The organism is Rathayibacter sp. AY2B7 (genome assembly GCF_002931635.1).
GTDB lineage: Bacteria > Actinomycetota > Actinomycetes > Actinomycetales > Microbacteriaceae > Rathayibacter.
This window is the reverse complement of sequence record NZ_PSUC01000006.1, coordinates 43,243-67,096: the sequence shown is the minus strand read 5'-3', so window position 1 is coordinate 67,096 and position 23,854 is coordinate 43,243. Positions and strand designations below refer to the sequence as shown.

Here is a 23,854-nt window from a genome sequence, read left to right as displayed (position 1 = left end):
GCCGAGCGGTAGCGTGAGCGCGACGAGCGGTTTCCAGCGATCCGGGGCCAGGCCCCGAGGACGACGAGGGCGGACATGGGCATCATCACGCGGGGCTTCTTCGGCAACAGGGAGGCGGACCCGGACCTCCCGCCGGGCCAGCACCTCGAGAACGGCTTCCCCGTCCTCTCGATCGGGCCCACCCCGAACATCCACGAGTGGGCCTTCTCCATCGACGGCGGCCCCGCGGGCGTCCGCCGCTGGAACCGGGAGGAGTTCGACGCGCTCCCGCAGGAGGACGTGCACACCGACATCCACTGCGTGACCCGGTGGTCGAAGCTCGGCACCAGCTGGCGCGGCGTCTCGGTCGACACGCTGCTGGAGGGCCTGGAGACGGACGCCGGCTTCGTCATGGCGCAGAGCTTCGGCGGCTACACGACGAACCTCCCGCTCGCCGAGATCCGCGGCGGGAGGGCCTGGGTCGTCACCGAGTTCGAGGGGCAGCCGCTCGCGGCCGAGCACGGCGGCCCCGCCCGGCTCCTGGTGCCGCACCTCTACTTCTGGAAGAGCGCGAAGTGGGTCCGGACGCTCCGCCTGATGCCCGGCGACGAGCCCGGCTTCTGGGAGCAGAACGGCTACCACATGCACGGGGACCCCTGGAAAGAGGAGCGCTACTGGTGATGTGGACGGAGGCGGTGGCCGAGTCGGTCGCGCCGCTCACCCCCACGTCGCGCCTTCTGGTGCTCCGCGTGCCCGGGTGGCCGGGCCACCTGGCGGGGCAGCACCTCGACGTGCGCCTCACCGCGCCCGACGGCTACCAGGCGAGCCGCTCCTACTCGATCGGCGCCCCGGCCGACGGGGAGCGGGTCGAGCTCGCGGTCGAGAGGCTGGACGACGGGGAGGTCTCCCCGTACCTGGTCGACGGCCTCGAAGCGGGCGACCGGCTCGAGATCCGCGGTCCGATCGGCGGCTGGTTCGTCTGGCGTCCGGAGCAGGCGGAGCCGGTGCAGCTGATCGCGGGCGGGAGCGGCGTGGTGCCGCTGATGGCGATGGCGCGCAAGCACGCCCGGTCCGGGAGCGCGGCGCGGATGCAGCTGCTCTACTCGGTCCGCTCGCCCGTCTTCGCCTACTACCGCGAGGAGCTGGCGGCGCTCGCCGAGCGGCCGGCCGCGACGGGCGGAGTCGCGGTGGACCATGTCTTCACCCGGGTGGCGCCGGCGGGAGCGGCGCGTCCGGCCGGCCGCGTCACTCCGGAGCTGCTCGCCGAGGCGGCTCTGCCGGCCCCGCTCGAGCCGACCGTCTACGTGTGCGGCCCGACCTCGTTCGTCGAGGCCGTCGCCACCGCCCTGGTCGAGCAGGGCCACGCGCCCGAGCGCGTCCGCACCGAGCGCTTCGGCGGCGCCTGACGCCTTTCCCCGCGAGGCGCCGCGCCCCGGCGGCGCCCCGGGGGGAGGGATCACTCGAAGGAGACGGTGCGGTTCTCTCCGATGTCGGGCTGTCCGCCGGTGACGGCGGCCTTGAGGACCTTGAACAGCACCACCGGACGCGGCTCGTCGGTCGCCCACAGCTCGACGGTCTCGGCCTCGACGCGGATCAGCGCGACGGTCGGGTCGTCCTTGCCGTCGGGGAACCAGCCGGCGACGGCCGGGGACCACAGCTCGTCCACCTTCGCCGGGTCGTGCACGACGGTCGCCGAGCCGGCCACCGACAGGTAGCCCTTCTTCGACTCGAACGCGACGTTGACGCTCGGGTTCGCGCGGATGTCGTCGACCTTGGGCGACGGGTCCTGCGTGAAGAACCACAGCTCGCCGTCGAAGTCGATGTCCTGGGCCTTGAGCGGACGGCTGACGAGCTGCCCGGTGGCGTTGACGGTGGTGAGGAGCCCGATCCCGGCGCTCTTCACCATCTCGGTGATCTGCTCGCGGTCGTCGGAGTCGGCGGGAGTGATGTCGGTGTCGGTCATGGTGCCGACGCTACGCGGACCGCGCGCCGCCGCAAGGGGTGGCGACGCCTCACCGCGCGTGTCTAGCGTCGAGGCATGGACACCGAATCGACGTACACCGCCATCCTCGACAGTGGAGCGGAGCAGGAGAGCATCCGCCTCGAGATGATCGACGGCTCCCCGCAGCGCTCCTTCACCCGCCTGGCCGACATCGACGGCGAGGAGGTCGAGGTGGTCTGGGAGCTGGAGCCCGACGACGACGGCTTCCACGTCTACCGCCCGGTGCGGGTCGAGGGCCGCGACGACGACAGCGGACTGGTCTCGGACGACCGGCTGACCGACGGCGGCGGCGCCGACGCGGCCTCCGGCGACTGATCCTCGGCGCGCCCGTCCGCCGGCCTGAGCCGAGCGGGCGGGCGCGCTGTCCCATCCGGCTCGAGGGAGACGCCCCCCCCGCTCAGGCCGTCGGGTGCAGGGCGTCGTACCCACGGAACCCCGGTCGCAGGCGCAGCACCGCGGCGAGGATCGCGATGATCGCGAGCCCGCCCGCGAGCGGCGGCAGCCAGAGCAGCGCGAGCGAGGCGAGCAGTCCCGTGTAGAGGTCGCCGACCCGCGGGCCGCCCGTCACCACGACGATGAACACGCCCTGGAGCCGACCCCTCATGTTGTCCGGGACCGCGGTCTGCAGCATCGTCTGCCGGAAGATCGAGCTGACGTTGTCGGAGGCGCCCGCGCCGGCCAGGGCGACCGCCGCCAGCGCGATGAGCACCGCGTTCGGCGCCGACGCGTCGTGCTGCACGAGTGCGGCACCGAGCAGGACCGCGCCGAACGCGACCACGAACGCTCCGTACACCTGGATCGAGCGGCCGATCGCGAGGCCCTGTCGGCGGACCCCGGTGAGCCGGCCGGAGAAGACGCCGCTGATCAGCGCCCCGGTCGCGAACGCGGCCGTGAGGGCGCCCACCGTCACCGCGCCTCCGCCGAGCAGCACGGCGGCGGCCGCCGGGAAGACCACGCGCGGCTGTCCGAAGGTCATGGCCACGATGTCGACCAGGAAGGACATCCGGATGTTCGGGGCGCCCTTCAGGAAGCCCAGGCCGTAGCGGAGGGACTCCAGCCCCGGCCGCTGCCGCTCGCCCTCGGGCACGAGCGCCGGCAGCCCCGCGATGCCGAGGAACGCGGCGAGGAACAGCACGACGTCGATCGTGTACGTGATCGCGAAGCCGGAGGAGGCGACCAGCACGCCGGCGAGGGCGGGCCCCACGGTCACCTCGACTCCGCTCGCGATGCCGCCCAGCGCGGCGGCGGCGGGGACCAGCTCGGTGCGGAGCAGCCGCGGAGCCAGCGTCATCCGGGTGGTCACGATCACCGTCGTCGCCACCGCGTTCACGGCGGTGAGCACGTAGAGGGAGAGCGGGGTCTCGGCGCCGAGCCAGGCGAGGGCCGCGATCCCCGCCGTCGAGCCCCAGGCCACGACCGCGGCGAGCAGGAGCACCAGGCGGCGGTCGAACGCGTCGGCGAGCATCCCGCCGTAGAGGCCGGCGATCACGGTCGGGACCAGCGCCACCACGCCGACCAGCGCGACCGCGAGGGTCGATCCGGTGAGCTCGTAGATGTCCAGGCCGACCGCGACGATCGTCATCTGGCCGCCGATGCCCGAGATCACGTTGCCGGCCCAGAGCCGGGCGAAGGCCGGGGACTCGCGGAGGGGGGAGACGTCGAGGACGTGGCTGCGCCGGCGGGCGCGGGGGGTCTGGCTCACTCGCTCCATTCTGCTGACTCCGCCGCCCCGGCGGGCCGCGTCGCGCCGATCCGGGGGCTCAGGGGTCATCCCCTAGGGTGAGAGGCATGAGCACGTCATCCGACGGCGCGCCCGGGCGTCAGGGTCCTCCTGCCCCGCGAGCAGCCGGAGCCGCCCCCTCGCGACGCTCGATCCGCACCGCCGCCGAGGCGGGCGCGCGTCGCGCGGCGGCCGCCACGGGCGGTCGGCGCAGCTCCACGGGCGGCGTCCGCGCCGGAGCCGCTCGGACCGGTGCCACGGCCTCGGGAGCCCGCGGGTTCCTCCGCCGCTACGGAGCCGGGATCGTCTCGGTCCTCCTGGCCGTCCTCGCCGTCCCGCTGTCGTTCTTCGTCTGGTACGCCCTGATCTCGCTCGGCGCCTACCCGGGCGACCAGGCCGTCAGCGACCTGCTGGTCGGCGTGCTCTACACCGCGCTCGTGCACGCGGTCCTGCTCGCCGGGATCCTGCTCGCCGTCTCCACCCTCCGCGCCCGGCGTCGCGAGAAGCGCCCGCCGATCGCCGGCTGGATCGGCGTGGTCCTCAACGTCCTCGTGCTCGTCTACTGGCAGCTGCTGGTCTCGCCGTGGCTCGTCGTGCTCTGGAACCGGGCCACCGGCTCCTGATACCGCCCTCCCTCTGGTAGGGTCGTCCGGTTGCCGTTCGACGGCCGCGGATCAAGAGAGCCCACGCATCAGGCGCCGGGCACCGCGCAACGAGAGAGAGGGGATCCCATATATGGCACTCGAAGCAGATGTCAAGAAGGCGATCATCGAAGAGTACGCGACCCACCCCGGTGACACCGGATCCCCCGAGGTGCAGGTGGCCGTCCTGACCAAGCGGATCAAGGACCTCACCGAGCACCTCAAGGAGCACAAGCACGACCACCACTCGCGTCGTGGTCTGCTGCTGCTCGTGGGTCAGCGTCGTCGACTCCTCGGCTACCTGTCGGATGTGGACATCAACCGCTACCGCTCGCTGATCGAGCGTCTCGGTCTGCGCCGCTAGCTCCTCCCGGAGCAGGGCGCGGTCTCGATGACACCGCGAACTTCTTGCCGAACGGGCCGTCCTCCTCGCGGAGGGCGGCCCGTTCCGCGTTCCCGGGCGGACGAGGCGCGCGGCGCCGGTCAGGGCAGGGGAGCGGGGCGGTCGACTCCGCCCCACGAGTAGCCGCTCGAGGCCGAGAACCAGTCGGCCGCGGCCCGCTGGAGCGCCGTGTCCTCCTCGGGGCGGCCTGGAGCCTCCACGGCGTCGACGAGCCCGGGCAGGGCGATCCGCCAGGCCGCCGCGCTGCGCTGGGCGCGGGCCCAGTCGCGCGCGCACACCGGGTCCTCGGCGGCCGCGGCGAGAGCCCGCGGCGAGGTCACCCGCCAGCCGGTGTCCGACTCCGCGACCACGACCGCGCAGGTGAGCGCGGCGCCGCGGATGATGCTGTCGGGACCGGCGGAGGGGCCGATCGCCTGATCCTGAGCCGCGACCACCGCGGTGAGCGCGAGCTGCAGCCGGGTCGAGGGCTCGTCGGGCCGCGGTCGGATCCTCCCGTCGCCGGCCGAGACCGAGGCCGACGATCCGGGTGCGAGGAGCAGCCCGGAGGAGGACTGCGACGCGTGCAGGCTCAGCAGCCCCGTCACTCCGTCCGTCCCGCTCGTCACGCCCCGCACCGAGGAGTCGCCGAGACTCCAGACGACGGGGGTGCGGTTGTGGATCGTGAGGCGCCGGTGGTCCTCGTCGAGGCAGGCCACGAGGTGGCCGGCCGGCACGCCCGCTCCGCCCTCGAAGGCGGACGAGGCGGCCAGCAGCTCCCGGGCGTCGTCGCACTGGGCGGGGGCGTCGGAGGCGGCGGCGGCCTGGTCGGCGACCGGCGCCCGGGGGGCGAGGGAGCCGTGCACGCCCGCGACCGCCGCCGTGGTGAGCGCCGCGGCGGCGAGGAGGAGGACCACGCCGCGCCTGCCCATCCTCCGCACCTCCTGGTCGGAGGCTAGCCCGGCACGGGCGCTCGGGCCAGCGCCACGAGGGGCCCTCGAAGCGTCCGGCAGGAATTCTTTCGAGGAATCTCAGACCGGGTGCATCCGAGGAGGCGCCTCGGGCGGAAGTAGTGGTGAAGGCCCTTCTCGACCACCCCCCGACCCCTCGCGGGTCCCATCGTGAAAGAGGAACACCGTGACCACCTCCCGCTTCTCCCGCAGCCTGCTCGCCGGTGCCTGCATCGGAACCCTGGCCGTCGTCGGCATCGCCGCCACGCCCGCCGCCGCCGCCGACGCCGACTCGGCCGACCTCTCGGTCCTGCACGCCGTCCCCGACACCCCGGTCGACGTGTACGTCGACGGCAAGCTGACGCTCGACGACTTCACCCCCGGCTCGCTCGCCGGCCCGCTCGACCTCCCCACCGGCACCTACAAGGTCGCCATCACGGCCTCCACCGCCGCGGACGCCAGCGCCCCCGTGATCGGCCCGATCGACATCAGCCTCGAGGCGGGCAAGAGCTACACCGTCGCGGCGCACCTCACGCCGGACAACACCCCCACCGCGACCCTCTTCACCAACGACATCTCGAAGACCGCCGCGGGCGAGGGCCGGCTCACGGTCCGCCACATCGCCGCCGCTCCGGCCGTGGACATCCTCGCCGGAGGGTCGCCCGTCCTGACGAACGTGACGAACCCGAACGAGGGCGTGCTGAACCTCGCCCCGGCCACGATCTCGACCGTGGTCGCCGCGACCGGGACCACCGCGCCGGTCATCGGCCCGGCCGACGTGCAGGTCCAGGAGGGCGTGAACACGATCGTCTACGCCTGGGGCAGCCTGGAGAAGGGCAACCTCGCTCTCGCGACGCAGACCATCGACGGACTGCACTCCTCGCCGTCGGGCGTCCCCGCCGGTGAGGCCGGCCTCGCCGCGGACAACCGCCCCGACGCCGCCGCGGGCTGGTGGGGCGGAGCACTGCTCGCCGCCCTCGCCGCTGCCGGCGCCGTGCTGATCGGCCGCCGCACCGCCGCCTCGCGTCGCTGACCCGAGGATCCGACCGCCGGGTCGGCCGTGCTGGAGCGCGGCCGTCCCGGCACCCCCGACCACGACCCAGGAGGACGCCATGAGCCGGAGCCCCTTCCCTCTGCGCGTCCTCGCCGTGGTCGGGCTGATCGTGGCCGGTGCCGGTCTCGCCGGATGCGCGGCGCAGGAGTCCCGGGTGGAGCCCGCTCCCGCCGCCGTCTCCTCGGCGCCCCAGCAGCCGGTGCCGGCCACGGTCCCCTCCTCGCCCGCGGCGGCCCTGCCGGAAGCGGTGCCGTCCGTCCCGGTGGCGGACGCCCGGCTCGGCGCGACCCCCGCCCCAAACGCGCTCGCTCCCGAGCGGCTCGTCGTCGACGGGCTCCCCGTCGACATGGCCGTCGAGCCGGTCGGAGTCGCGGACGACGGCACGATGGAGCTCGTGCCCGACACGCAGGTCGCCGGCTGGTACCGCTTCGGCGCCGGCCTCGACGAGCCGGAGGGCACGGTCGTGATCGCCGCGCACGTCGACTCCCTCGCCTACGGCCTCGGGCCGTTCGTCGAGCTGAAGAAGGCGGTCCCGGGCCAGACCGTGACCCTCACCGGCGCGGACGGCGCGGAGCGCGCGTACACCGTCTCGACGGTGGAGACCACGGAGAAGACCACGGTCGACCTCTCGGCCGTGTTCGCCGCCGACGGACCGCCGCGGCTGGTCCTGATCACCTGCGGCGGCGACTTCGACTACGACACCCGCCACTACCTCAGCAACGTGGTGGTCACGGCCGTCCCGGCCGGCTGATCCGCCCGCCCGAGCCTCAGCGACGTACGATGAGCCTCGCAGCGCCGCACGCCCCCGGGCGGCAGCGCTCCCCGCAGCCCTGGAGGGACCCCCTGATCGAGACCATCGAGCCCGCCGACGGCGCCGAGCCCGACAGCGCTCTCGTGGCCCGGCTCGGCCGCCGCTTCGCCGCAGGGGAGGAGTCGGCGCTCGCCGAGGCGTACTCGCGCTGGTCGCCGCTGGTCTTCACGCTGGCGCTGCGCTCGCTCGGCGACCGCGGCGACGCGGAGGACGTGGTGCAGCGCGTGTTCGTCTCGGCCTGGACCTCGCGCTCGGGCTTCGACCCCGGACGGGCGGCTCTCGGAGCCTGGCTGGTCGGGATCTCCCGGAGGAGGATCGCGGACGCGCACGAGGCGCGGGCGCGCGAGCGGAGGCTCACCGAGGCCCTCGTCGCCGTCACCCCGGTCGAGGAGGGGGAGGCCCCCGTCGACCTCGAGGCGCGGATCCTGATCGCCGACGAGCTGGCCCGCCTGGATCCCGTCCCCCGGCGGGTGATCGGCCTCGCCTTCTACGAGGACCTCACCCACACCGAGATCGCCGAGCGCACCGGCCTGCCGCTCGGTACCGTCAAGAGCCACATCCGCCGCAGCCTCGACCGGCTCCGCTCTCGCCTGGAGGTGAGCAGCACATGACCCACCTCGATCCCGACGAGCTCGCCCTGCTCGCCCTCGGCGAGCACTCGAGCGACGCCGAGCAGGCCCACCTGCGCGACTGCCCCGACTGCGCCCGGCAGCTGGTCGAGCTCGGCCACGCCGCGGGCCTGGGCCGTGCGAGCCGTGCTGTCGAGCTGGAGGCGCCGCCCGCGATCGTCTGGGACCGCATCCGCGAGGAGCTCGCCCTCGGCGACCTCGGGCCCGGCGCCCTGCCGTCGTCGGCCGCTGCCGTGCCGCCTCCGCTCGCCCTTCCCCCGGGACGGCACCGTCCCGCCCGCCGCCGCCGGCCCCGCGCTCTGAGCTCCGTGCTGGCCGCTCTCGGCGCGCTCGTCATCGGGGTCGCGGGCGGAGCCTGGTGGCAGGCCTCGCGGAGCGACGACACCGCCGCCGTCGTGGCGCGCGCTGATCTCGCCGCTCTCCCCGACTGGCAGGGAGCGAGCGGAACCGCCGAGCTGGAGGACGCCGACGGCACCCGCCGCCTGCACGTGCACCTCGATGCGCAGAGCGCGGACGACTCGTACCGGGAGGTCTGGCTCCTCGCCGCCGACGCCTCCGGGCTGGTCGGCCTCGGCGTGCTCGACGGGACCGACGGCGTCTTCGCCGTGCCCGACGACGTCGACCTCGCCGAGTACCCGCTCGTGGACGTCTCCCAGGAGCCGTTCGACGACGACCCGGAGCACTCCGGCGACTCGATCGTCCGCGGCCCCCTGCGCGAGGGCTGAGGCCTAGGCCGACCGCTCCGCCAGCACGGCCGTGAGCGCCTGCACCGCGGCGGAGGGGCGCGGCGCCGTGCAGACCGAGAGCTCCCAGACCAGCCCCGGCCAGTCGAGCGCGAGGGCCGTGACGCCCTCCAGCGGCTCGACGCCCGCGCGCGGCACGATCGCCGGCCCCAGCCCCGCCTGCACGAAGCGGGGGATCCCCGGCAGATCGGCGACCTCGGTGGCCACCCGGCGCGACGCCCCGGCTTCGCGGAAGGCGAGGTCGACGGCGACCCTGTTGCCGAAGCCGGCGGGCGTGTCCACGAAGGTGAGCCCGTCGAGGTCCTGCGGGGAGGGCGGTCCCGCCGCGGCGAGCGGATGCGCGCTCTCCACCAGCAGGACGTAGTCGCTGCGCACCAGCCGCGTCACCGCCAGGCCCCGCAGCTGCGTCGCCGGCAGTGCCAGCAGAGCGGCGTCGAGCAGGCCGCGGCGCAGGTCCTCGGCGAGACCGGTGGAGCCGGTGGTCGAGGTGCGCAGGAGCAGGTCCACCAGCGGGTGCCGAGTGCGGAAGACGCCGAGCGCGCCGGGCAGGTCGACGAGGTCGAGGGCGGAGAAGGTGCCCACCCGCACCCGCCCGCGGAGCCCCGCCGCGTCGTCGGCCGCGAACGAGCGCATCCGGTCGAGGCTGTCGATCGCCGATCGGGCCGAGGGCAGGAGCGCCTCGCCGACCGCGGTGAGCGCCACCCGCCGGGTCGAGCGGGCGAACAGCGGCGAGCCGAGCTCCTGCTCGAGCGAGCGGATGCTCGCCGAGAGGGTCGACTGCACGACGAACAGGCGCGCGGCCGCCCGGGTGAAGCTGAGCTCCTCGGCGACAGCGACGAAGGCGGCGAGCTGGCGGTCGTCCATCCGCCCATTATCCAGCAGGGACGATCAATCCATCCGAGATCCTCCGTTGGACACGGATGATGGGGCGGAGCACTGTGGACACCGTGACCACCACCGAGCGCTCCCTCCCGTCCGTCCACCGCCGCGAGCTCCCGCACCGCCACGGCTTCTGGGTGATCGCCGTCGCCTTCCTCACGGTGATGGCGTTCTCGACCGTGCCGACACCGCTCTACGCGATCTACCAGCAGCGCGACGGGTTCCCGGCCTTCGTCGTCACCGTGGTCTTCGCCGCGTACGCGGTCGGAGTCGTGGCGAGCCTCTTCCTCGCCGGGCACGTCAGCGACTGGCTCGGCCGCCGCCGGGTCCTGCTCGCGTCGATCCTCGTCGAGGTCCTGGCGGCCGCCGTGTTCCTGCTCTGGCCGGACGTGCCCGGGCTGATCCTCGCCCGCCTGCTGACCGGGCTCGGCGTCGGCGCGCTCACCGCGACGGCCACCGCCCACCTCTCGGAGCTGCGCGCCGTCGCCCGCCCGGAGGAGGGCCCCGGCACCTCCCGCGCCGTCTCCGCCCTCGTCAACATGGGCGGGCTGGCGCTCGGCCCGCTCGTCGGCGGGGTGTTCGCCGTGACGGTGCGCGAGCCCCTGGTCGTCCCGTACGCCGTGTTCCTCGTCCTCCTGGTCGTCCTCGGGATCGGCGTCGCGCTCGTCCCCGAGACGGTCGAGCGGCGCGAGGTCCTCCCGGCCTACCGTCCGCAGCGCCTGGCCGTGCCGGCCGCCTCCCGCGGCGTCTTCCTCTCGGCCGCGGTCGGCGCGTTCGCCGGGTTCGCCGTGTTCGGCCTCTTCACCTCGCTGGCGCCGACCTTCCTCGCCGCGCGCTTCGGCGAGACCTCCCACCTCGAGGCGGGCGAGGTCTCCTTCGGGGTCTTCGCCGCCGGAGCCGTCGCGCAGCTGGTCTCGATCCGGCTGTCCTCGCGGACGGCGCTCCGCCTCGCGGCCGTGGCGCTGACGGCCGGGCTGCTGCTGGTCGCGACCGGCGCCGTGATCGTCTCGGTGTCCGCCTTCATCATCGGCGGGGTGCTCGCGGGAGCGGGCGTGGGCCTGCTCTTCCGCTTGGCGCTCGGAGTCGCCGGCTCGCTCGCCACCGACGAGACCCGCGGCGAGGTGCTCGCGGCCGTGTTCCTCGCCGCCTATCTCGGCCTCGCGGTGCCGGTCCTGGCGATCGGTGCCGCGCTCGCGCTCCTGCCGGCCGTTCCGGTCCTGCTCGGCTTCGTCGCCGTCGTGCTCGTCCTGGTGCTCGCGGCGATCGCCCGCATGCGGCGCACCGCCTGACGCGAGCGGGGGAGGGGCCGCGCGCTGGACAATGGAGGCATGAAGCTCTTCTCGTTCGGACGCGGCGACGCGAACCCCCTCCCCTCCGACGACCGCGGCTCGGGCAAGCTCGACGACTACGACTACGAGCTGCGCCCGAAGTCGCGGCGCGGTGAGACCCTCCTCCGCCTCGCCGACTCCCGGCCGCACCAGGACGAGATCGCGCGGGTGCTCGCCCTCGGCGAGGACGAGGTCACGGCCGTGATCCCGCGCCGCACCGCGGAGGAGGAGCGCGTGGACGCTCCGATGCCGGTCCGCCTGTTCGCGGCCCAGCGCCCCTCGGGGCTCGTCGGCCAGGTGCCGCGCGGTCTCGAGAACGTGGTCGAGGCCGCCCTCGCCCGGCTCTCGGAGGCGGGGAGGTCGCCCCGCGTGCCGGCCCGCATCGTGACGGTGAGGGGCGGGCTGCGCGTCGAGCTGCTGATGCACGAGACGCGGGGCTGACGGGCGGAGGGCCCGCCGGGTCGGCGCGGTCCATGGAGGAACCGCACCGCGGCTGATAGCATGAACCGGTTCCGAATCCGAAAGCGACCGCCGGTCGACCCAGGATTCGAGCCACGGAGCAGGCCGGCAGGAAGCTGGTCCTCGGTGGTGGAGTCCCGGACGGCGGCAGCGTGCGACAGAGCACGGGCCGCCGCGGCACGAGTCGCAGGCGGCACGTCCCGCTCGCGGCACAGGTCGCGACAGCCCGGAGCTCTTCTACTGGTGGCCAGCACGAACGCCCTCCACACGACGGCACGGCGCGAAGCCCTGCCGTGGGATCGTCTCGATTCCTGACCGGACCGCTGCTCCGACGAACGCCGGCGCCCAGAAGGGGCGCCGCTGCAGACGTTAAGGAGACAGACCTCTTGGAAGGTCCTGAAATCACATTCGCCGAAGCCGTTCTCGACAACGGCTCGTACGGCACCCGCACCGTCCGCTTCGAGACCGGCCGCCTCGCGCAGCAGGCTCAGGGCGCCGTCGCCGCCTACCTCGACGAGGACACCATGCTCCTCTCGGCCACGTCGGCCTCGAAGAACCCGAAGGACAACTTCGACTTCTTCCCGCTGACCGTCGACGTCGAGGAGCGCTCCTACGCCGCCGGCAAGATCCCCGGCTCGTTCTTCCGCCGCGAGGGCCGCCCCTCCACCGAGGCGATCCTGGTCTGCCGTCTGATCGACCGGCCGCTGCGCCCCTCGTTCGTCGAGGGCCTGCGCAACGAGGTCCAGATCGTCATCACGGTCCTCAGCATCGCACCGGACGAGTTCTACGACGCCCTCGCGATCAACGCCGCGAGCGCGTCCACGCAGATCTCCGGCCTGCCGTTCTCCGGCCCGGTCGCCGGCGTCCGCCTCGCGCTCATGTCCGACGGCTCCGGCAACGACCAGTGGGTCGCCTTCCCCAAGGCCTCCCAGCTGGAGAACGCCGTCTTCGACCTCACCGTCGCGGGCCGCGTCGTCACCAACGAGGACGGCTCCTCGGACGTCGCCATCATGATGGTCGAGGCCGAGGCCACGGAGTCCTCCTGGAACCTCATCAAGGCGGGTGCGACCAAGCCCAGCGAGGACGTCGTCGCCGAGGGCCTCGAGGCCGCCAAGCCCTTCCTCCGCGCACTCGTCGAGGCGCAGGCGAAGCTCGCCGCCGAGACCGCGAAGCCGGTCAAGGACTACCCGGTGTTCCTGCCCTACGCGCAGGAGACCTACGACAACGTCGCCGAGCTCAGCTACGACGAGCTCGTCCGCGTGTACCAGATCGCCGACAAGGTCGAGCGTCAGGACGCCGACGACGCCCTCAAGGCGCGCGTCAAGGAGCAGATCGCCGAGCGCATCGCCTCGGGTCAGCTGTCGGCCGAGGCCTACAACCAGGTCGGAGCGGCGTACAAGTCCGTCACGAAGGTGGTCGTCCGCGGCCGCATCCTCCGCGACGGCGTGCGCATCGACGGACGCGGCCTGGCCGACATCCGCCCGCTCGACGCCGAGGTGCAGATCATCCCGCGCGTCCACGGCTCGGCCATCTTCCAGCGCGGCGAGACCCAGATCCTGGGCGTCACCACGCTGAACATGCTCAAGATGGAGCAGCAGATCGACTCGCTGTCGCCCGTCACCAAGAAGCGGTACCTGCACCACTACAACTTCCCGCCCTACTCGACCGGTGAGACCGGCCGAGTCGGATCGCCGAAGCGTCGCGAGATCGGGCACGGCTTCCTCGCCGAGCGCGCCCTCGTGCCGGTGCTGCCGAGCCGCGAGGAGTTCCCCTACGCGATCCGCCAGGTCTCCGAGGCGCTGAGCTCCAACGGCTCGACCTCGATGGGCTCGGTCTGCGCGTCGACCCTGTCGCTCCTCAACGCCGGAGTGCCGCTGCGCGCCCCGGTCGCGGGCATCGCGATGGGCCTCGTGTCCGACGTCGTCGACGGCCAGACCCGCTACGCGGCGCTGACCGACATCCTGGGCGCCGAGGACGCGCTCGGCGACATGGACTTCAAGGTCGCCGGAACCGCCGAGTTCGTCACGGCCATCCAGCTCGACACGAAGCTCGACGGCATCCCGTCGTCGGTGCTCGACGCCGCGCTCAAGCAGGCCAAGGACGCCCGCACCACGATCCTCGCGGTGCTCACGGCGGCCATCGACCAGCCCGACGAGATGGCCCCGACCGCGCCCCGCGTGATCTCGGTGCAGATCCCCGTCGACAAGATCGGCGAGCTGATCGGCCCCAAGGGCAAGACGATCAACGCGATCCAGGACGAGACCGGCGCCGACATCTCCATCGAGGAGGACGGCACCGTCTACATCGGAGCCGTCGACGGTCCGTCGGCCGAGGCCGCGCGTGCGCAGGTCAACGCCATCGCGAACCCGACCAACCCCGAGGTCGGCGAGCAGTTCCTCGGAACCGTCGTCAAGCTCGCGACCTTCGGCGCGTTCGTCTCGCTCCTCCCCGGCAAGGACGGACTGCTGCACATCAGCGAGGTCCGCAAGCTCGCCGGCGGCAAGCGCGTCGAGAACGTCGAGGACGTCCTCGGAGTCGGTCAGAAGCTGCTCGTCCAGATCACCAAGATCGACGACCGCGGCAAGCTGTCCCTCGCGCCCGTCGTGGCCGAGGAGGCCGAGGTCGAGGCTCCTGCCGAGAGCTGATCCCTCCTGCACGACCGTGACGCCCGTCCCACTCCGGTGGGGCGGGCGTCCGTCGTCGGCGGGGGCATGGGGTACGGTGGCGGGACCGCGCCGCACCGCCCCGACCGGAGGACTCCGTGACCGACCCGACGCCCCTGGCCACCGAGCCGGAGACGCCCCTCCTCTCACGCACCCTGGGTCGGACCGGCCTCCCCGTGCATCCTCTCGCCCTCGACGGCTCCGTCTTCGGCTGGGCCGCCGGGATCGACGACACCACCGAGGTGCTCGACGCGTTCGGCCGTCTCGGCGGCACCCTGATCTCGACCGCGGACCACTACGCGACCGGTCGGAGCGAGTACATGATCGGCCGCTGGCTCGAGCAGAGCGGGCTGCGCGAGCGGATGCTGGTCGCGACGAAGGTCGGCCGGCACCCGGACGCGCCGGGCCTCGCCCCGGAGGACGTCCGCATCGCGATCGAGGGGAGCCTCGAGCGGCTCGGCACCCGGATCGACCTGCTCTCGTTCGACAGCGAGGACCCCGGGATCCCCATCGCCGACAGCCTGGCGGCGGTCGCGCCGTTCCTGGCGGACGGCTCGGTCGGCGCCCTGGGCGCCGCGCACTTCAGCGGAGCCGCGATCACGGCGCTGCACGAGACGGCGACCGCGTTCGCGCTGCCGTCGCTCTCGGCCGTCGTGTCGGAGTACAGCCTGATGGAGCGCCGGACCTACGAGACCGACGTCGCCCCCGAGGTGGTGCGGCTCGAGCTCGGCACCCTCGCGCGGCTGCCCCTGGCGAGCGGTTACCTCACCGGCGCCCTGCGCAGCCGCACGGACGAGCCGGAGTCGGCCCTGTTCGAGGCGGGCCTGGACTACGTCGGCCGCCACGGCTCCCGCGTGCTCGCTGCCCTCGACGAGATCGCCGGGGCCCACGGCACGGAGCCCGGCGTGGTCGCGCTCGCCTGGGTGCTCTCGCACCAGGAGGTCTCGGCGGCGATCGTCCGGGCGCGGAACGCCGCGGAGCTCGAGTCGCTGTTCGCGGCGGCCGCGCTCCCGCTGACCCGGAGCGACATCGCCCAGCTGGACCGCGTCTCCGCCTGAGGCTCTCGCCCGCTGGTCCGCCGCCGTCGAGCGCCGCGCCCCGCGCCGGGCTCGGAGCGGGGCGCGGCGAGGTTCAGCGGCGCAGGATGCGCGCCTCCCACGGGCCGAGCGTCGACCCGGTCGCACCGGCGACGTTGCCGAGGACCGTCTCGGCAGCCGCCCACTCCTCGAGCAGCGGCACCTCGAGCGGCTCACCGGACACGTTCCCGACGACGAGCAGCTCGCCCGGTCCGGTGCGCGTGAAGGCGAAGAGCGCGGGGTGCTCGGGCTCCAGCAGCGCGAAGCGGCCCAGCTGCACCGTCTCGTCGGCGTGCCGCAGCGCGATCAGCGCCCGGTAGTACTCGAAGACCGACCGCTCGGCGGCCCGGTCGGCGGCGACGTTCACCTCGGCGGCGTTCGGGTTGACCGCGATCCACGGCTCGCCGGTCGTGAAGCCGGCCTGGAGGCTGTCGTCCCACTGCACCGGCGTGCGGGCGTTGTCGCGGCTCTGCGCGCGCAGCCCGGCGAGCACGGTCGCCGGGTCCTCGCCGCGCTCGCCGACGGCCTCGGCCCAGTAGTTCAGGGACTCGACGTCGCGGAAGTCCTCGATGCCGGCGAACGGGACATTGGTCATCCCGATCTCGTCGCCCTGGTAGATGTACGGCGTGCCGCGCTGGAGGTGGAGGAGCGTCGCCCAGAGGGTCGCGGACTCGTAGCGGTGCGCGCCGTCGTCCCCGAAGCGCGAGACGAGACGCGGCTGGTCGTGGTTGCCGAGGTACAGGCTGTTCCAGCCGCGCTCGGCCAAGCCGTCCTGCCAGCGCGCGAGGTTGGCCTTCAAGGCGACCAGGTCCAGCGGCACCGGGTGGAACTTGTCGACTCCGTGGTCGATGCCGACGTGCTCGAACTGGAAGACCATGTCGAGCTCACGCCGCTCGGGATCGGTCACGAGCACCGCCTCCTCGAGGGTGACCCCGGGCATCTCGCCGACGGTGAGGAAGGAGCCCTCGCGGTGCGCGAACACGGCCTCGTGCATCTCGCGGAGGTACTCGTGGAGCCGCGGACCCACCCCTCCGACGATGCCCGCGCCGCCCTGCTCGCCGTCGACGGCTCCGACGTCCTTCGAGACGAGGTTGATCACGTCCATCCGGAAGCCGTCCACTCCGCGGTCGAGCCAGCGGTTCATCATCGCGTGCACCGCGTGCCGCACTTCGGGGTTCTCCCAGTTGAGGTCCGGCTGCTGCACCGCGAAGAGGTGGAGGAAGTACTCGTCCGTCGCCGGGTCGAGCGTCCAGGCCGGGCCGGAGAAGTAGGAGCGCCAGCCGTTCGGCTCGGCGACGTCGAGGCCGGCGCCGGCGGCCGCATCGAGCTCGCGGCCGGGCTCGGCCGAGCGGCGCCCGCGGCGCCACCAGTACCAGTCGCGCTTCGGGTCCTCCTGCGAGGAGCGGGACTCGACGAACCAGGCGTGCGCGTCGCTCGTGTGGTTGACCACGAGGTCCATCACGATGCGGATGCCGCGCTCGTGGGCCTCCGCGAGGAGCAGGTCGAACTCCTCCAGCGTCCCGAACCGCGGGTCGATGTCCTCGTAGTCCGAGATGTCGTAGCCGTTGTCGTGCTGCGGCGACGGGTAGACCGGCGAGAGCCAGATCACGTCGACCCCCAGGTCGGCGAGGTGGTCGAGCTTCGAGCGGATGCCGCCCAGGTCGCCGATGCCGTCGCCGTTCGAGTCCGCGAACGAGCGCGGGTAGATCTGGTAGACGACGGCGCTCGTCCACCAGGGCGCGGACGTCTCCCGCTCGGGCGAGTCGGAGGTCGGGGCGGCGGTCTCGGAGGGGGTCGGGGCGGCGGAGTCCATGGTCGCGAATCTAGCCCGGACGGCCGACACGGAGGGGCCCGCCGCACCGCTCGCCGGCGCGAGTCGACCCCGCCGGCGGCGCCCGTGTAACGATCTGGTGAACCGTGCGCGACCCGGCGGAGTGGCGGCTCCGGCGCTCGGATACTCTCTCCCCTGGCGGGACCCGAGCCGCCGCAGGGAGAGTGGTGGCGTGCCCAGGGACAGGACCGGCGCCGTCGTGCGGGCTCCCCGTCACAGTGCCGTCCCGCTCCCGCCCGCGGCGTCCCGCGCAGCCTCCTCGCGCGGCGTCCTCGCCGAGACCGGCCCCGTCGAGCCGACCGCCGTCGCACCCTCGCACCGCCGGCCGATGGGCGACTCCGGCCACGACCTCTTCCCCTTCGTGCTCGACGCGGCGGCGCTCGGACGCGACGACGGTGCCGCGCTGCTCGAGCGCTACGCGGCGTGGGGCGGCAACGGCGTCGTCGTCACCGACTCGAGCCTCGCGGAGGGCGTCGGCGGCTGGCCCGCCGGACACCGCGACCGGGACCGCTTCCTCCTGATCGGCCGCTTCGCCGCTCCGGTCGGCGCGCCCGCGACGCCGCGTGCGCTCGTGGACCGTGTCGAGGGGGCGCTGCGCCGCCTCCGCACCGATCGCCTCGACGTGCTGGCGGTCCGCCCCGACGGGGCCGGACGCCTCGACGAGCTCCTCAGCGCCGTCGACGTGCTGCTGGCGCGCGGGCTGGTGCGGTCGGTGGTCGCCTCCGGATTCACGCCCGAGGAGCTGTTCGAGGCGCGCGTCCTGGCCGCCCACGGGCTGCCCCGCCTCGCCGGCGCGGAGGTCCGCTGGAACCTGCTGGAGCGGCCCGGCTCGGAGGGCGATCTCGGCCTCGTCGCCGCCGGCCAGGGACTCGCCCTGCTCGCGACCGTCCCCCTCGCCCACGGGTTCCTCCGCGGCGCCGAGCGCACCCGCCGCGAGCTCGGCCGCCTGCCCGACGGGGCACTCGCCGCCGCCCACCTCGGGCGCCGCGGACGCCGGGTCCTCGCCGTCCTCGACGCGATCGGTGCCGAGCTCTCGGCCGCTCCCGCCGCCGTCGCCCTGGCCTGGCTGCTCGGCCGGCCGCGGCTGACCGCCGCGACGGTCGCCCCGCGCTCACCCGCCGACGTGGACGCGCTGGTGCGCGCGGTCTCGCTCGAGCTCGACCCCGGACACCTGGCCGCGCTGGAGCGCGCGCGCCGCTGACCGCGCCCGTCCGCGACGCCCCCTGCACCTCTCCCGCCACGGCGCGACAGCCCGGCTCGGGCCGCCGTCGCGGTGGCCTAGGGTGGGCACGATGAATCACGGAGTCGCACTGCCCCTCGACCAGCCGGAGACGTCAGTCCGGGCCGCAGGCGGATCCACGGTCCGCCGCTCCGTCCTCCCGAGCGGTGTCCGCATCCTCAGCGAATCGGTGCCCGGCGCCCGCAGCGCCACGATCGGCTTCTGGGTCGCCGCGGGTTCTCGCGACGAGCGGCCCGGCCGCCCCGCGACCGCGGGCGAGCCCGCCGTGCCCTCCAACGTCGGCTCGACGCACTTCCTCGAGCACCTGCTGTTCAAGGGCACGCAGAAGCGGTCCGCCCTCGACATCGCCGTGTCCTTCGACTCCGTGGGCGGGGAGCACAACGCTCTCACCGCCAAGGAGTACACCTGCTACTACGCCAAGATCCAGGACCGCGACCTCCCGATGGCGGTCGAGGTGATCGCCGACATGGTGACCTCGAGCCTGATCGATCCGGACGAGTTCGAGACCGAGCGCGGGGTCATCCTCGAGGAGCTGGCGATGGCGGACGACGATCCGGCCGACGTGGCGGGCGAGAAGCTGTTCGAGGCCGTGTTCGGCGACCACCCGCTGGGCCGCCCGATCGGGGGCACCGCCGCGACCATCGGCGAGGCCACCCGGGATGCGGTCTGGGCGCACTACCGCGCCGCCTACCGCCCGCGAGACGTGGTGATCACCGTCGCCGGCGCCGTCGACCACGAGGCGCTCGTCGCGCTGCTCCAGCGGGTCCTCGTCGCCGACGGCTGGGACCTCGGCACGGCGGCCCCGCCCGTCGAGCGGCGCGTCGGCGGCCGTGCGTCCTACACCCGCGGCAGGGCCCTGTCGGTGGTGCACCGCCCCACCGAGCAGGCGAACCTGCTGGTCGGCTTCCCCGGTCTCGCCGCGGGCGACGAGCGGCGGATGACGATGGGCGTCCTCAACTCGATCCTCGGCGGCGGCATGTCCTCGCGGCTGTTCCAGGAGGTGCGCGAGAAGCGCGGCCTGGCGTACTCCGTCTACTCCTTCGCCCCGTCCTACTCGGACGCGGGCCTCTTCGGGCTCTACGCCGCGTGCACCCCGGCGAAGGCGGGGACGGTCGCCGAGCTCCTGCTCACCGAGTTCCACCGCCTCGCCGAGGACGGCGTCACCGACGACGAGCTCGCGCGCGCCCGCGGCCAGCTCTCGGGAGCGGCGGCGCTCGCGCTGGAGGACTCCGACACCCGGATGTCGCGCCTCGGACGCGCCGAGCTGACCTTCGGCGAGTTCGTCGACCTCGACGAGAGCCTGCGCCGACTCGCCCTCGTCGGCGCGGAGGACGTCCAGGCACTCGCGGCAGACTTGGCCCGGGGGCCGTCGTCGATCTCGGCCGTCGGCGCGGTCGACGAGTCGGCCTTCGCCGGGATCGCCGGGATCGAGAGCGCCTCCGCGATCTGATCCGATCGTCGAACGCCCGCTGACCGCGCATCGCCGCGCCGCACCAGGGAGGACCCCGTGTCCCACTACATCTACCTCGTCCGCCACGGCGAGCAGCAGGACGCCGAGCACGGCATGCCGGACGGCCCGCTCTCGGCCCGTGGCGAGCGCCAGGCGAGGCTCATCGCCGAGCGGCTCGGCGGAGTCCCCTTCACCGGAGCGTGGCACTCGCCGCTGCGCCGGGCCGAGGAGACGGCCGCGCGCTTCCAGACGCTCCTGCCGAGCCTGCCGCTCCAGCCGTCCTCGCTGCTGTTCGACTGCATCCCCTCGGGGCCGACCCCGGACATGCCCAAGGCGTTCGAGCCCTTCTTCGGCAGCGTCACCGCGGCCGAGATCGAGGCGGGGCACGCGCAGATGCAGGACGCGGTGGCCGAGTTCCTGGCACCGTCGCGCGAGGACCGCCACGACCTCCTCATCACCCACAACTTCGTGATCGGCTGGTTCGTCCGCCACGTGTTCGACGCTCCGGACTGGCGCTGGCTGGGCCTCAACCAGGCCAACTGCGGGCTGACGATCATCCGCGTCCGCTCCCGCAAGCCGCCGGTGCTCGTCGTGCACAACGACCTCTCGCACCTGCCCGTGGAGCTGCGCACCGGCCTGCCCGAGGCCCAGCCGTACTGAGCCGCGGGCTACGCTGAGTCGGTGACTACCTCCGTCGCCGTGGTCGGCGCGTCCGGCCGACTCGGCTCGTTCACCTGCTCGCTCATCGAGGCGTCGAGCGAGTTCTCGCTCGTCGCGCGGCTCGGCTCGCGGAGCGATCCCGCCGAGATGCTCGCGGCCGACGTCGTCGTCGACATGACCGTGCCGGCCGTCAGCCAGCAGATCGTCGACTTCGCCGTGGCCAACGGGAGGAAGGTGCTCGTCGGCACCTCCGGCTGGACCGGCGACCGGATCGCGGCCCTCCGGCGCAGCGTCGCCGAGCAGCCCGAGGCCGGCGTCGTGATCATCCCCAACTTCTCGCTGGGCTCGGTGCTCGCGACCGCGCTGGCCACCGTGGCCGCGCGCTTCTTCGACGCCGCCGAGATCGTCGAGACCCACGGCGCCCGCAAGGTCGATTCGCCCTCCGGGACCGCGGTCCGCACGGCCGAGCTGCTGCTGCGCGCCCGGGCCGAGCTCGGTCCGGTGCAGGCTCCGCACACCGACCAGCGGGCCCGCGGCCAGCAGGTCGCGAGCGTCCCGGTCCACAGCCTCCGCCTGCCCGGAGTGGAGGCGCGCCAGGAGGTCGTCTTCGGCGGCACCGGCGAGACGGTCACCATCAGGCACGACACCACCTCGCAGGCGTCCTACGAGCAGGGCGTCCTGCGCGCTCTCGACGCGGTCCGGACGACCACGGGCGTGGTGGTGGGCCTCGACGCGCTGATCGACCTGCGCGCCGCCTTCGACGCCGCGCCTCTCGACGAGCGGCCGGTCGACGAGCAGCCCGTCATCGACCGGGCTCCGTCCGGCCAGGCCGCCGCAGCGACGAGCACCCCGTGAGGACCCGCATCGGCGTCGTCCTGATGGCGGTCCTGCTCGCCCTCTACCTGTTCGTCTGCCTGCAGTACTCCGTCGTCGCCTTCGCCGCGGCGACGGTGCCCGGCATCGTGATGGGCGTCGGCCTGCTGATCCTCGGCGCCGTCGGCGTCTGGGGGCTCGTGCGCGAGCTGCTGTTCGGGCTCCGCGCCGAGAAGCTGGCCCGTCGGCTGGAGGGCGAGAACGCGCTGCCGCAGGAGGTCCTCGACTCGCGGGCCAGCGGGCGTCCGCTCCGGGAGGAGGCGGACGCGCTGTTCCCGCAGTACGCGGAGGAGGTCGACGCCCAGCCCGGGAGCTGGCGCGCCTGGTACCGCCTCGGCCTCGCCTACGACGCCAGTGGCGACCGCAAGCGCGCCCGAGGCGCCATCCGCCGGGCCATCGCGCTGGAGCACGAGGCTCCGGCCTGACCGCTCGGCCGCGACGCGAGCGCGGCTCTCCGGGCGAGGACCGCTCGGGCGGTTCGGATCAGGCGAGCACCCACTCCAGCGCCTCGCCGACCGTGCGGTGGCGGAACTCGAAGCCGTCGTCGAGCAGCCGCTGGGGGACCAGGCGCTGGCTCGAGAGCAGGAGCTCGTGCCCGGCGTCGCGCAGCGCGAGCTCGATGATCTTCTCGGGGACGGCCAGCTTGAACGGGCGGTGCAGCTGCTCGGCGAGGGTGCGCATCACGTCGTTCGCGGTCGCCGGCACCGGTCCGGCGAGGTTCACCGGGCCCGAGAGCGAGGACGTGAGCAGGTGGCGGATCGCCGCGGCCTCGTCGTAGAGGCTGATCCAGGGCCAGGCCTGGTTGCCGCTGCCGAGCGGCCCGCTGAGGCCGAGCTTCGTCAGGGGCAGGAGCGGCTTGAGCGCGCCGCCGTCGCCGAGGACGAGCCCGGTGCGAGCGGTGACCACCCGCGTGGCCTCGGGCGCGAGGTGGGCGGCCTTCTCCCAGCGGTCGACGACGTCGGCGAGGAACCCGTCGCCGCGCGAGGACTGCTCGGTGAGCTCCTCGCCCGGGCGGTCTCCGTAGTAGCCGACCGCGGAGGCGTTGATCAGCGTCGTCGGCGGGGTCGAGGACATCCGCATCGCGTCGGTGAGGGTCTGCGTGGACTGGATCCGCGAGTCGAGGATCTCCCGCTTGTAGGACGCGGTCCACGGCAGGCGGCTGATCGAGGCGCCGGAGAGGTTGATCACGGCGTCGACGCGGTCGAGCACGCTGAAGTCGAGCATGTGCGAGGTGGGCGCCCAGTGGAACTCGTCCGGGCTCGACGGCGCGTGGCGCACCAGGCGCAGGATCTCGTGCCCCTCGGCGCGCAGCTGGCGGGTCAGCTCGGAGCCGATCATCCCGCTGGCGCCCGAGATCAGGACGCGGAGCCGGGGAGCGGACGCGTCCGGCCGGGCCGAGGGCAGCTCGGACGGCGTCGACACGTGCTCGGCCGGCGTGCGCGCGGCGCGTCGCGGCGAGCCGGAGCCCGTGGTCCCGTCGTGGTCGGAGTGCCGTGCGGATGAGTCGCTCATGGTGCCTCCCGGAGCCGGTCGCGGGCCGCCCGCGAAGCGGACCAAGCCTAGAGCCTCACGCCCGGGAGCCGGCCGAGCGCGTCGCGGGAGCAGCGCTCGCCCGGAGGAGGCGGGAACCGGGGGAGAGGCTGCCGAGAGGAAGAGGGCACGAGGCCGGTGGTCTAGGCTTCGATGCCGTGACCGAGCAGACGAGCCCACGCCCCGAGCCGACGAGCAGCGGATCCGACGAGAACGCGCCCGTCTTCCGCAGCGATGTCGTCGTCGAGCTGGTCCGCGCGAGCGCCCACGACTCCGACGTGCTGTTCGCGGCCCGCGTCTCGACCCAGGGCGAGAAGACGCTCGCCGAGGCGCTCGACGGCGAGGAGTCCGACGCCGAGCTGCAGCGCAAGCGCGACCGCGGCCTGATCAACTACCTCATGCGCGACCGCCACGGCTCGCCGTTCGAGCACAACTCGATGACCTTCTACGTGCAGGCGCCGATCTTCGTCTTCCGCGAGTTCATGCGGCACCGCATCGCCTCCTACAACGAGGAGTCGGGCCGCTACCGCGAGCTCCGCCCGGTCTTCTACGTGCCCGGCCCCCGCCGCAACCTCGTGCAGGTCGGCAAGCCCGGCGCCTACTCCTTCGAGCCCGGCACCGCGGAGCAGGCCGAGCTCGTCGCCGAGGAGACGCGCCGCGTCAGCACGCAGGCCTACGAGTCGTACCGGCGGATGCTCGGCGAGGGCGTCGCCCGCGAGGTCGCCCGGATCGTCCTCCCGCTGAACATCTACTCGTCGATGTACGTCACGCTCAACGCCCGCTCGCTGATGAACTTCCTCTCCCTGCGCACCAAGCGCGAGGACTCGACGTTCCCCTCCTTCCCGCAGCGCGAGATCGAGATGGCGGCCGAGCAGATGGAGACGCACTTCCAGGAGCTGATGCCCCTCACGGCCGCCGCCTTCACGGCGAACGGCCGCGTCGCCCCGTAGCCCGCCG

At 73.7% G+C, this 23,854-nt stretch carries 25 protein-coding genes; 19 read left to right on the top strand and 6 right to left on the bottom strand.

Going from position 1 to position 23,854, the window contains the following annotated elements; genetic code table 11:
• Positions 1–75: 75 nt before the first annotated feature.
• Complete coding sequence (locus C5C27_RS02455) at positions 76–660, top strand: molybdopterin-dependent oxidoreductase (protein ID WP_104313515.1); 585 nt, start codon at positions 76–78, stop codon at positions 658–660.
• Positions 660–1,385: a ferredoxin reductase gene (locus tag C5C27_RS02450; RefSeq protein ID WP_104313513.1), complete on the top strand. Its 726-nt coding sequence runs from the start codon at positions 660–662 to the stop codon at positions 1,383–1,385. Before C5C27_RS02455 ends, C5C27_RS02450 begins: the two co-directional genes overlap by 1 nt.
• A 50-nt stretch (positions 1,386–1,435) precedes the next feature.
• Here C5C27_RS02450 and C5C27_RS02445 read toward each other — a convergent pair whose 3' ends face one another.
• On the bottom strand, positions 1,436–1,942 hold the full coding sequence (locus C5C27_RS02445; RefSeq protein ID WP_104224818.1) for a pyridoxamine 5'-phosphate oxidase family protein: 507 nt from the start codon (positions 1,940–1,942) through the stop codon (positions 1,436–1,438).
• Positions 1,943–2,017: 75 nt separating this feature from the next.
• Between C5C27_RS02445 and C5C27_RS02440 the strand changes: the two genes are divergently transcribed.
• Positions 2,018–2,296: a hypothetical protein gene (locus tag C5C27_RS02440; protein WP_104224817.1), complete on the top strand. Its 279-nt coding sequence runs from the start codon at positions 2,018–2,020 to the stop codon at positions 2,294–2,296.
• An 82-nt stretch (positions 2,297–2,378) separates the two neighbouring features.
• Here C5C27_RS02440 and C5C27_RS02435 read toward each other — a convergent pair whose 3' ends face one another.
• Complete coding sequence (locus tag C5C27_RS02435) at positions 2,379–3,683, bottom strand: MFS transporter (RefSeq protein ID WP_258066477.1); 1,305 nt, start codon at positions 3,681–3,683, stop codon at positions 2,379–2,381.
• Positions 3,684–3,769: 86 nt separating this feature from the next.
• Here C5C27_RS02435 and C5C27_RS02430 point away from each other — a divergent pair, with 86 nt between their 5' ends.
• Entirely contained in the window at positions 3,770–4,324 is a 555-nt protein-coding gene (locus C5C27_RS02430; RefSeq protein ID WP_104224815.1) for a hypothetical protein, read from the top strand.
• A 112-nt stretch (positions 4,325–4,436) separates the two neighbouring features.
• Positions 4,437–4,706, top strand: coding sequence for a 30S ribosomal protein S15 (rpsO, locus tag C5C27_RS02425; protein ID WP_068252328.1), 270 nt, complete (start codon positions 4,437–4,439; stop codon positions 4,704–4,706).
• Between the two features lie 119 nt (positions 4,707–4,825).
• Here rpsO and C5C27_RS02420 read toward each other — a convergent pair whose 3' ends face one another.
• Positions 4,826–5,653 (bottom strand): hypothetical protein, encoded by an 828-nt coding sequence (locus C5C27_RS02420; protein ID WP_104313509.1) that lies wholly within the window; start codon positions 5,651–5,653, stop codon positions 4,826–4,828.
• 205 nt (positions 5,654–5,858) lie between these two features.
• Here C5C27_RS02420 and C5C27_RS02415 point away from each other — a divergent pair, with 205 nt between their 5' ends.
• From C5C27_RS02415 to C5C27_RS02400, 4 genes are all read left to right on the top strand, one after another.
• The gene (locus C5C27_RS02415; RefSeq protein WP_104239038.1) at positions 5,859–6,704 is read left to right on the top strand and encodes a DUF4397 domain-containing protein; all 846 of its coding nucleotides are present in this window, start codon (positions 5,859–5,861) and stop codon (positions 6,702–6,704) included.
• Positions 6,705–6,783: 79 nt separating this feature from the next.
• On the top strand, positions 6,784–7,476 hold the full coding sequence (locus C5C27_RS02410) for a class F sortase (RefSeq protein WP_104313507.1): 693 nt from the start codon (positions 6,784–6,786) through the stop codon (positions 7,474–7,476).
• Positions 7,477–7,505: 29 nt separating this feature from the next.
• Positions 7,506–8,147 carry an RNA polymerase sigma factor gene (locus C5C27_RS02405; protein WP_104239040.1) on the top strand — a complete coding sequence of 214 codons (642 nt, stop codon included), beginning with the start codon at positions 7,506–7,508 and terminating at the stop codon, positions 8,145–8,147.
• Entirely contained in the window at positions 8,144–8,890 is a 747-nt protein-coding gene (locus C5C27_RS02400) for an anti-sigma factor (RefSeq protein ID WP_104313505.1), read from the top strand. Before C5C27_RS02405 ends, C5C27_RS02400 begins: the two co-directional genes overlap by 4 nt.
• 3 nt (positions 8,891–8,893) lie before the next feature.
• Here the strand turns inward: C5C27_RS02400 and C5C27_RS02395 are convergent, their stop codons facing one another.
• Positions 8,894–9,772, bottom strand: coding sequence for a LysR family transcriptional regulator (locus C5C27_RS02395; RefSeq protein WP_104224809.1), 879 nt, complete (start codon positions 9,770–9,772; stop codon positions 8,894–8,896).
• Between the two features lie 83 nt (positions 9,773–9,855).
• On the opposite strand from C5C27_RS02395, the gene C5C27_RS02390 reads away from it, so the two are divergent.
• The 4 genes from C5C27_RS02390 to C5C27_RS02375 all read left to right on the top strand — a co-directional run bounded on the left by C5C27_RS02390 (position 9,856) and on the right by C5C27_RS02375 (position 15,295).
• Positions 9,856–11,076, top strand: coding sequence for an MFS transporter (locus tag C5C27_RS02390; RefSeq protein ID WP_258066476.1), 1,221 nt, complete (start codon positions 9,856–9,858; stop codon positions 11,074–11,076).
• Positions 11,077–11,115: 39 nt separating this feature from the next.
• Positions 11,116–11,556 carry a hypothetical protein gene (locus C5C27_RS02385; RefSeq protein ID WP_104313502.1) on the top strand — a complete coding sequence of 147 codons (441 nt, stop codon included), beginning with the start codon at positions 11,116–11,118 and terminating at the stop codon, positions 11,554–11,556.
• Positions 11,557–11,960: 404 nt separating this feature from the next.
• Entirely contained in the window at positions 11,961–14,219 is a 2,259-nt protein-coding gene (locus C5C27_RS02380; protein ID WP_104313500.1) for a polyribonucleotide nucleotidyltransferase, read from the top strand.
• A gap of 116 nt (positions 14,220–14,335) precedes the next feature.
• Complete coding sequence (locus C5C27_RS02375; protein ID WP_104233259.1) at positions 14,336–15,295, top strand: aldo/keto reductase; 960 nt, start codon at positions 14,336–14,338, stop codon at positions 15,293–15,295.
• 73 nt (positions 15,296–15,368) lie between these two features.
• Here C5C27_RS02375 and C5C27_RS02370 read toward each other — a convergent pair whose 3' ends face one another.
• Positions 15,369–17,126 carry an alpha-glucosidase gene (locus C5C27_RS02370; protein ID WP_104313498.1) on the bottom strand — a complete coding sequence of 586 codons (1,758 nt, stop codon included), beginning with the start codon at positions 17,124–17,126 and terminating at the stop codon, positions 15,369–15,371.
• 190 nt (positions 17,127–17,316) lie between these two features.
• Here C5C27_RS02370 and C5C27_RS02365 point away from each other — a divergent pair, with 190 nt between their 5' ends.
• The 5 genes from C5C27_RS02365 (at position 17,317) to C5C27_RS02345 (ending at position 21,792) form a co-directional block, all read left to right on the top strand.
• A complete protein-coding gene (locus tag C5C27_RS02365) occupies positions 17,317–18,345 on the top strand; it encodes an aldo/keto reductase (RefSeq protein WP_146079588.1) in 1,029 nt (342 codons plus the stop codon).
• A 91-nt stretch (positions 18,346–18,436) separates the two neighbouring features.
• Entirely contained in the window at positions 18,437–19,834 is a 1,398-nt protein-coding gene (locus tag C5C27_RS02360) for a pitrilysin family protein (RefSeq protein WP_104239048.1), read from the top strand.
• Between the two features lie 57 nt (positions 19,835–19,891).
• Positions 19,892–20,494 (top strand): histidine phosphatase family protein, encoded by a 603-nt coding sequence (locus tag C5C27_RS02355; protein WP_104224462.1) that lies wholly within the window; start codon positions 19,892–19,894, stop codon positions 20,492–20,494.
• 21 nt (positions 20,495–20,515) lie between these two features.
• Positions 20,516–21,349 (top strand): 4-hydroxy-tetrahydrodipicolinate reductase, encoded by an 834-nt coding sequence (dapB, locus tag C5C27_RS02350; protein WP_104250174.1) that lies wholly within the window; start codon positions 20,516–20,518, stop codon positions 21,347–21,349.
• Complete coding sequence (locus tag C5C27_RS02345; RefSeq protein ID WP_104250175.1) at positions 21,346–21,792, top strand: hypothetical protein; 447 nt, start codon at positions 21,346–21,348, stop codon at positions 21,790–21,792. Before dapB ends, C5C27_RS02345 begins: the two co-directional genes overlap by 4 nt.
• Before the next feature lie 58 nt (positions 21,793–21,850).
• Here C5C27_RS02345 and C5C27_RS02340 read toward each other — a convergent pair whose 3' ends face one another.
• Positions 21,851–22,879, bottom strand: coding sequence for a TIGR01777 family oxidoreductase (locus C5C27_RS02340; RefSeq protein ID WP_104313494.1), 1,029 nt, complete (start codon positions 22,877–22,879; stop codon positions 21,851–21,853).
• Between the two features lie 266 nt (positions 22,880–23,145).
• Between C5C27_RS02340 and thyX the strand changes: the two genes are divergently transcribed.
• On the top strand, positions 23,146–23,847 hold the full coding sequence (gene thyX / locus C5C27_RS02335; RefSeq protein WP_258060561.1) for an FAD-dependent thymidylate synthase: 702 nt from the start codon (positions 23,146–23,148) through the stop codon (positions 23,845–23,847).
• Positions 23,848–23,854: the final 7 nt, after the last annotated feature.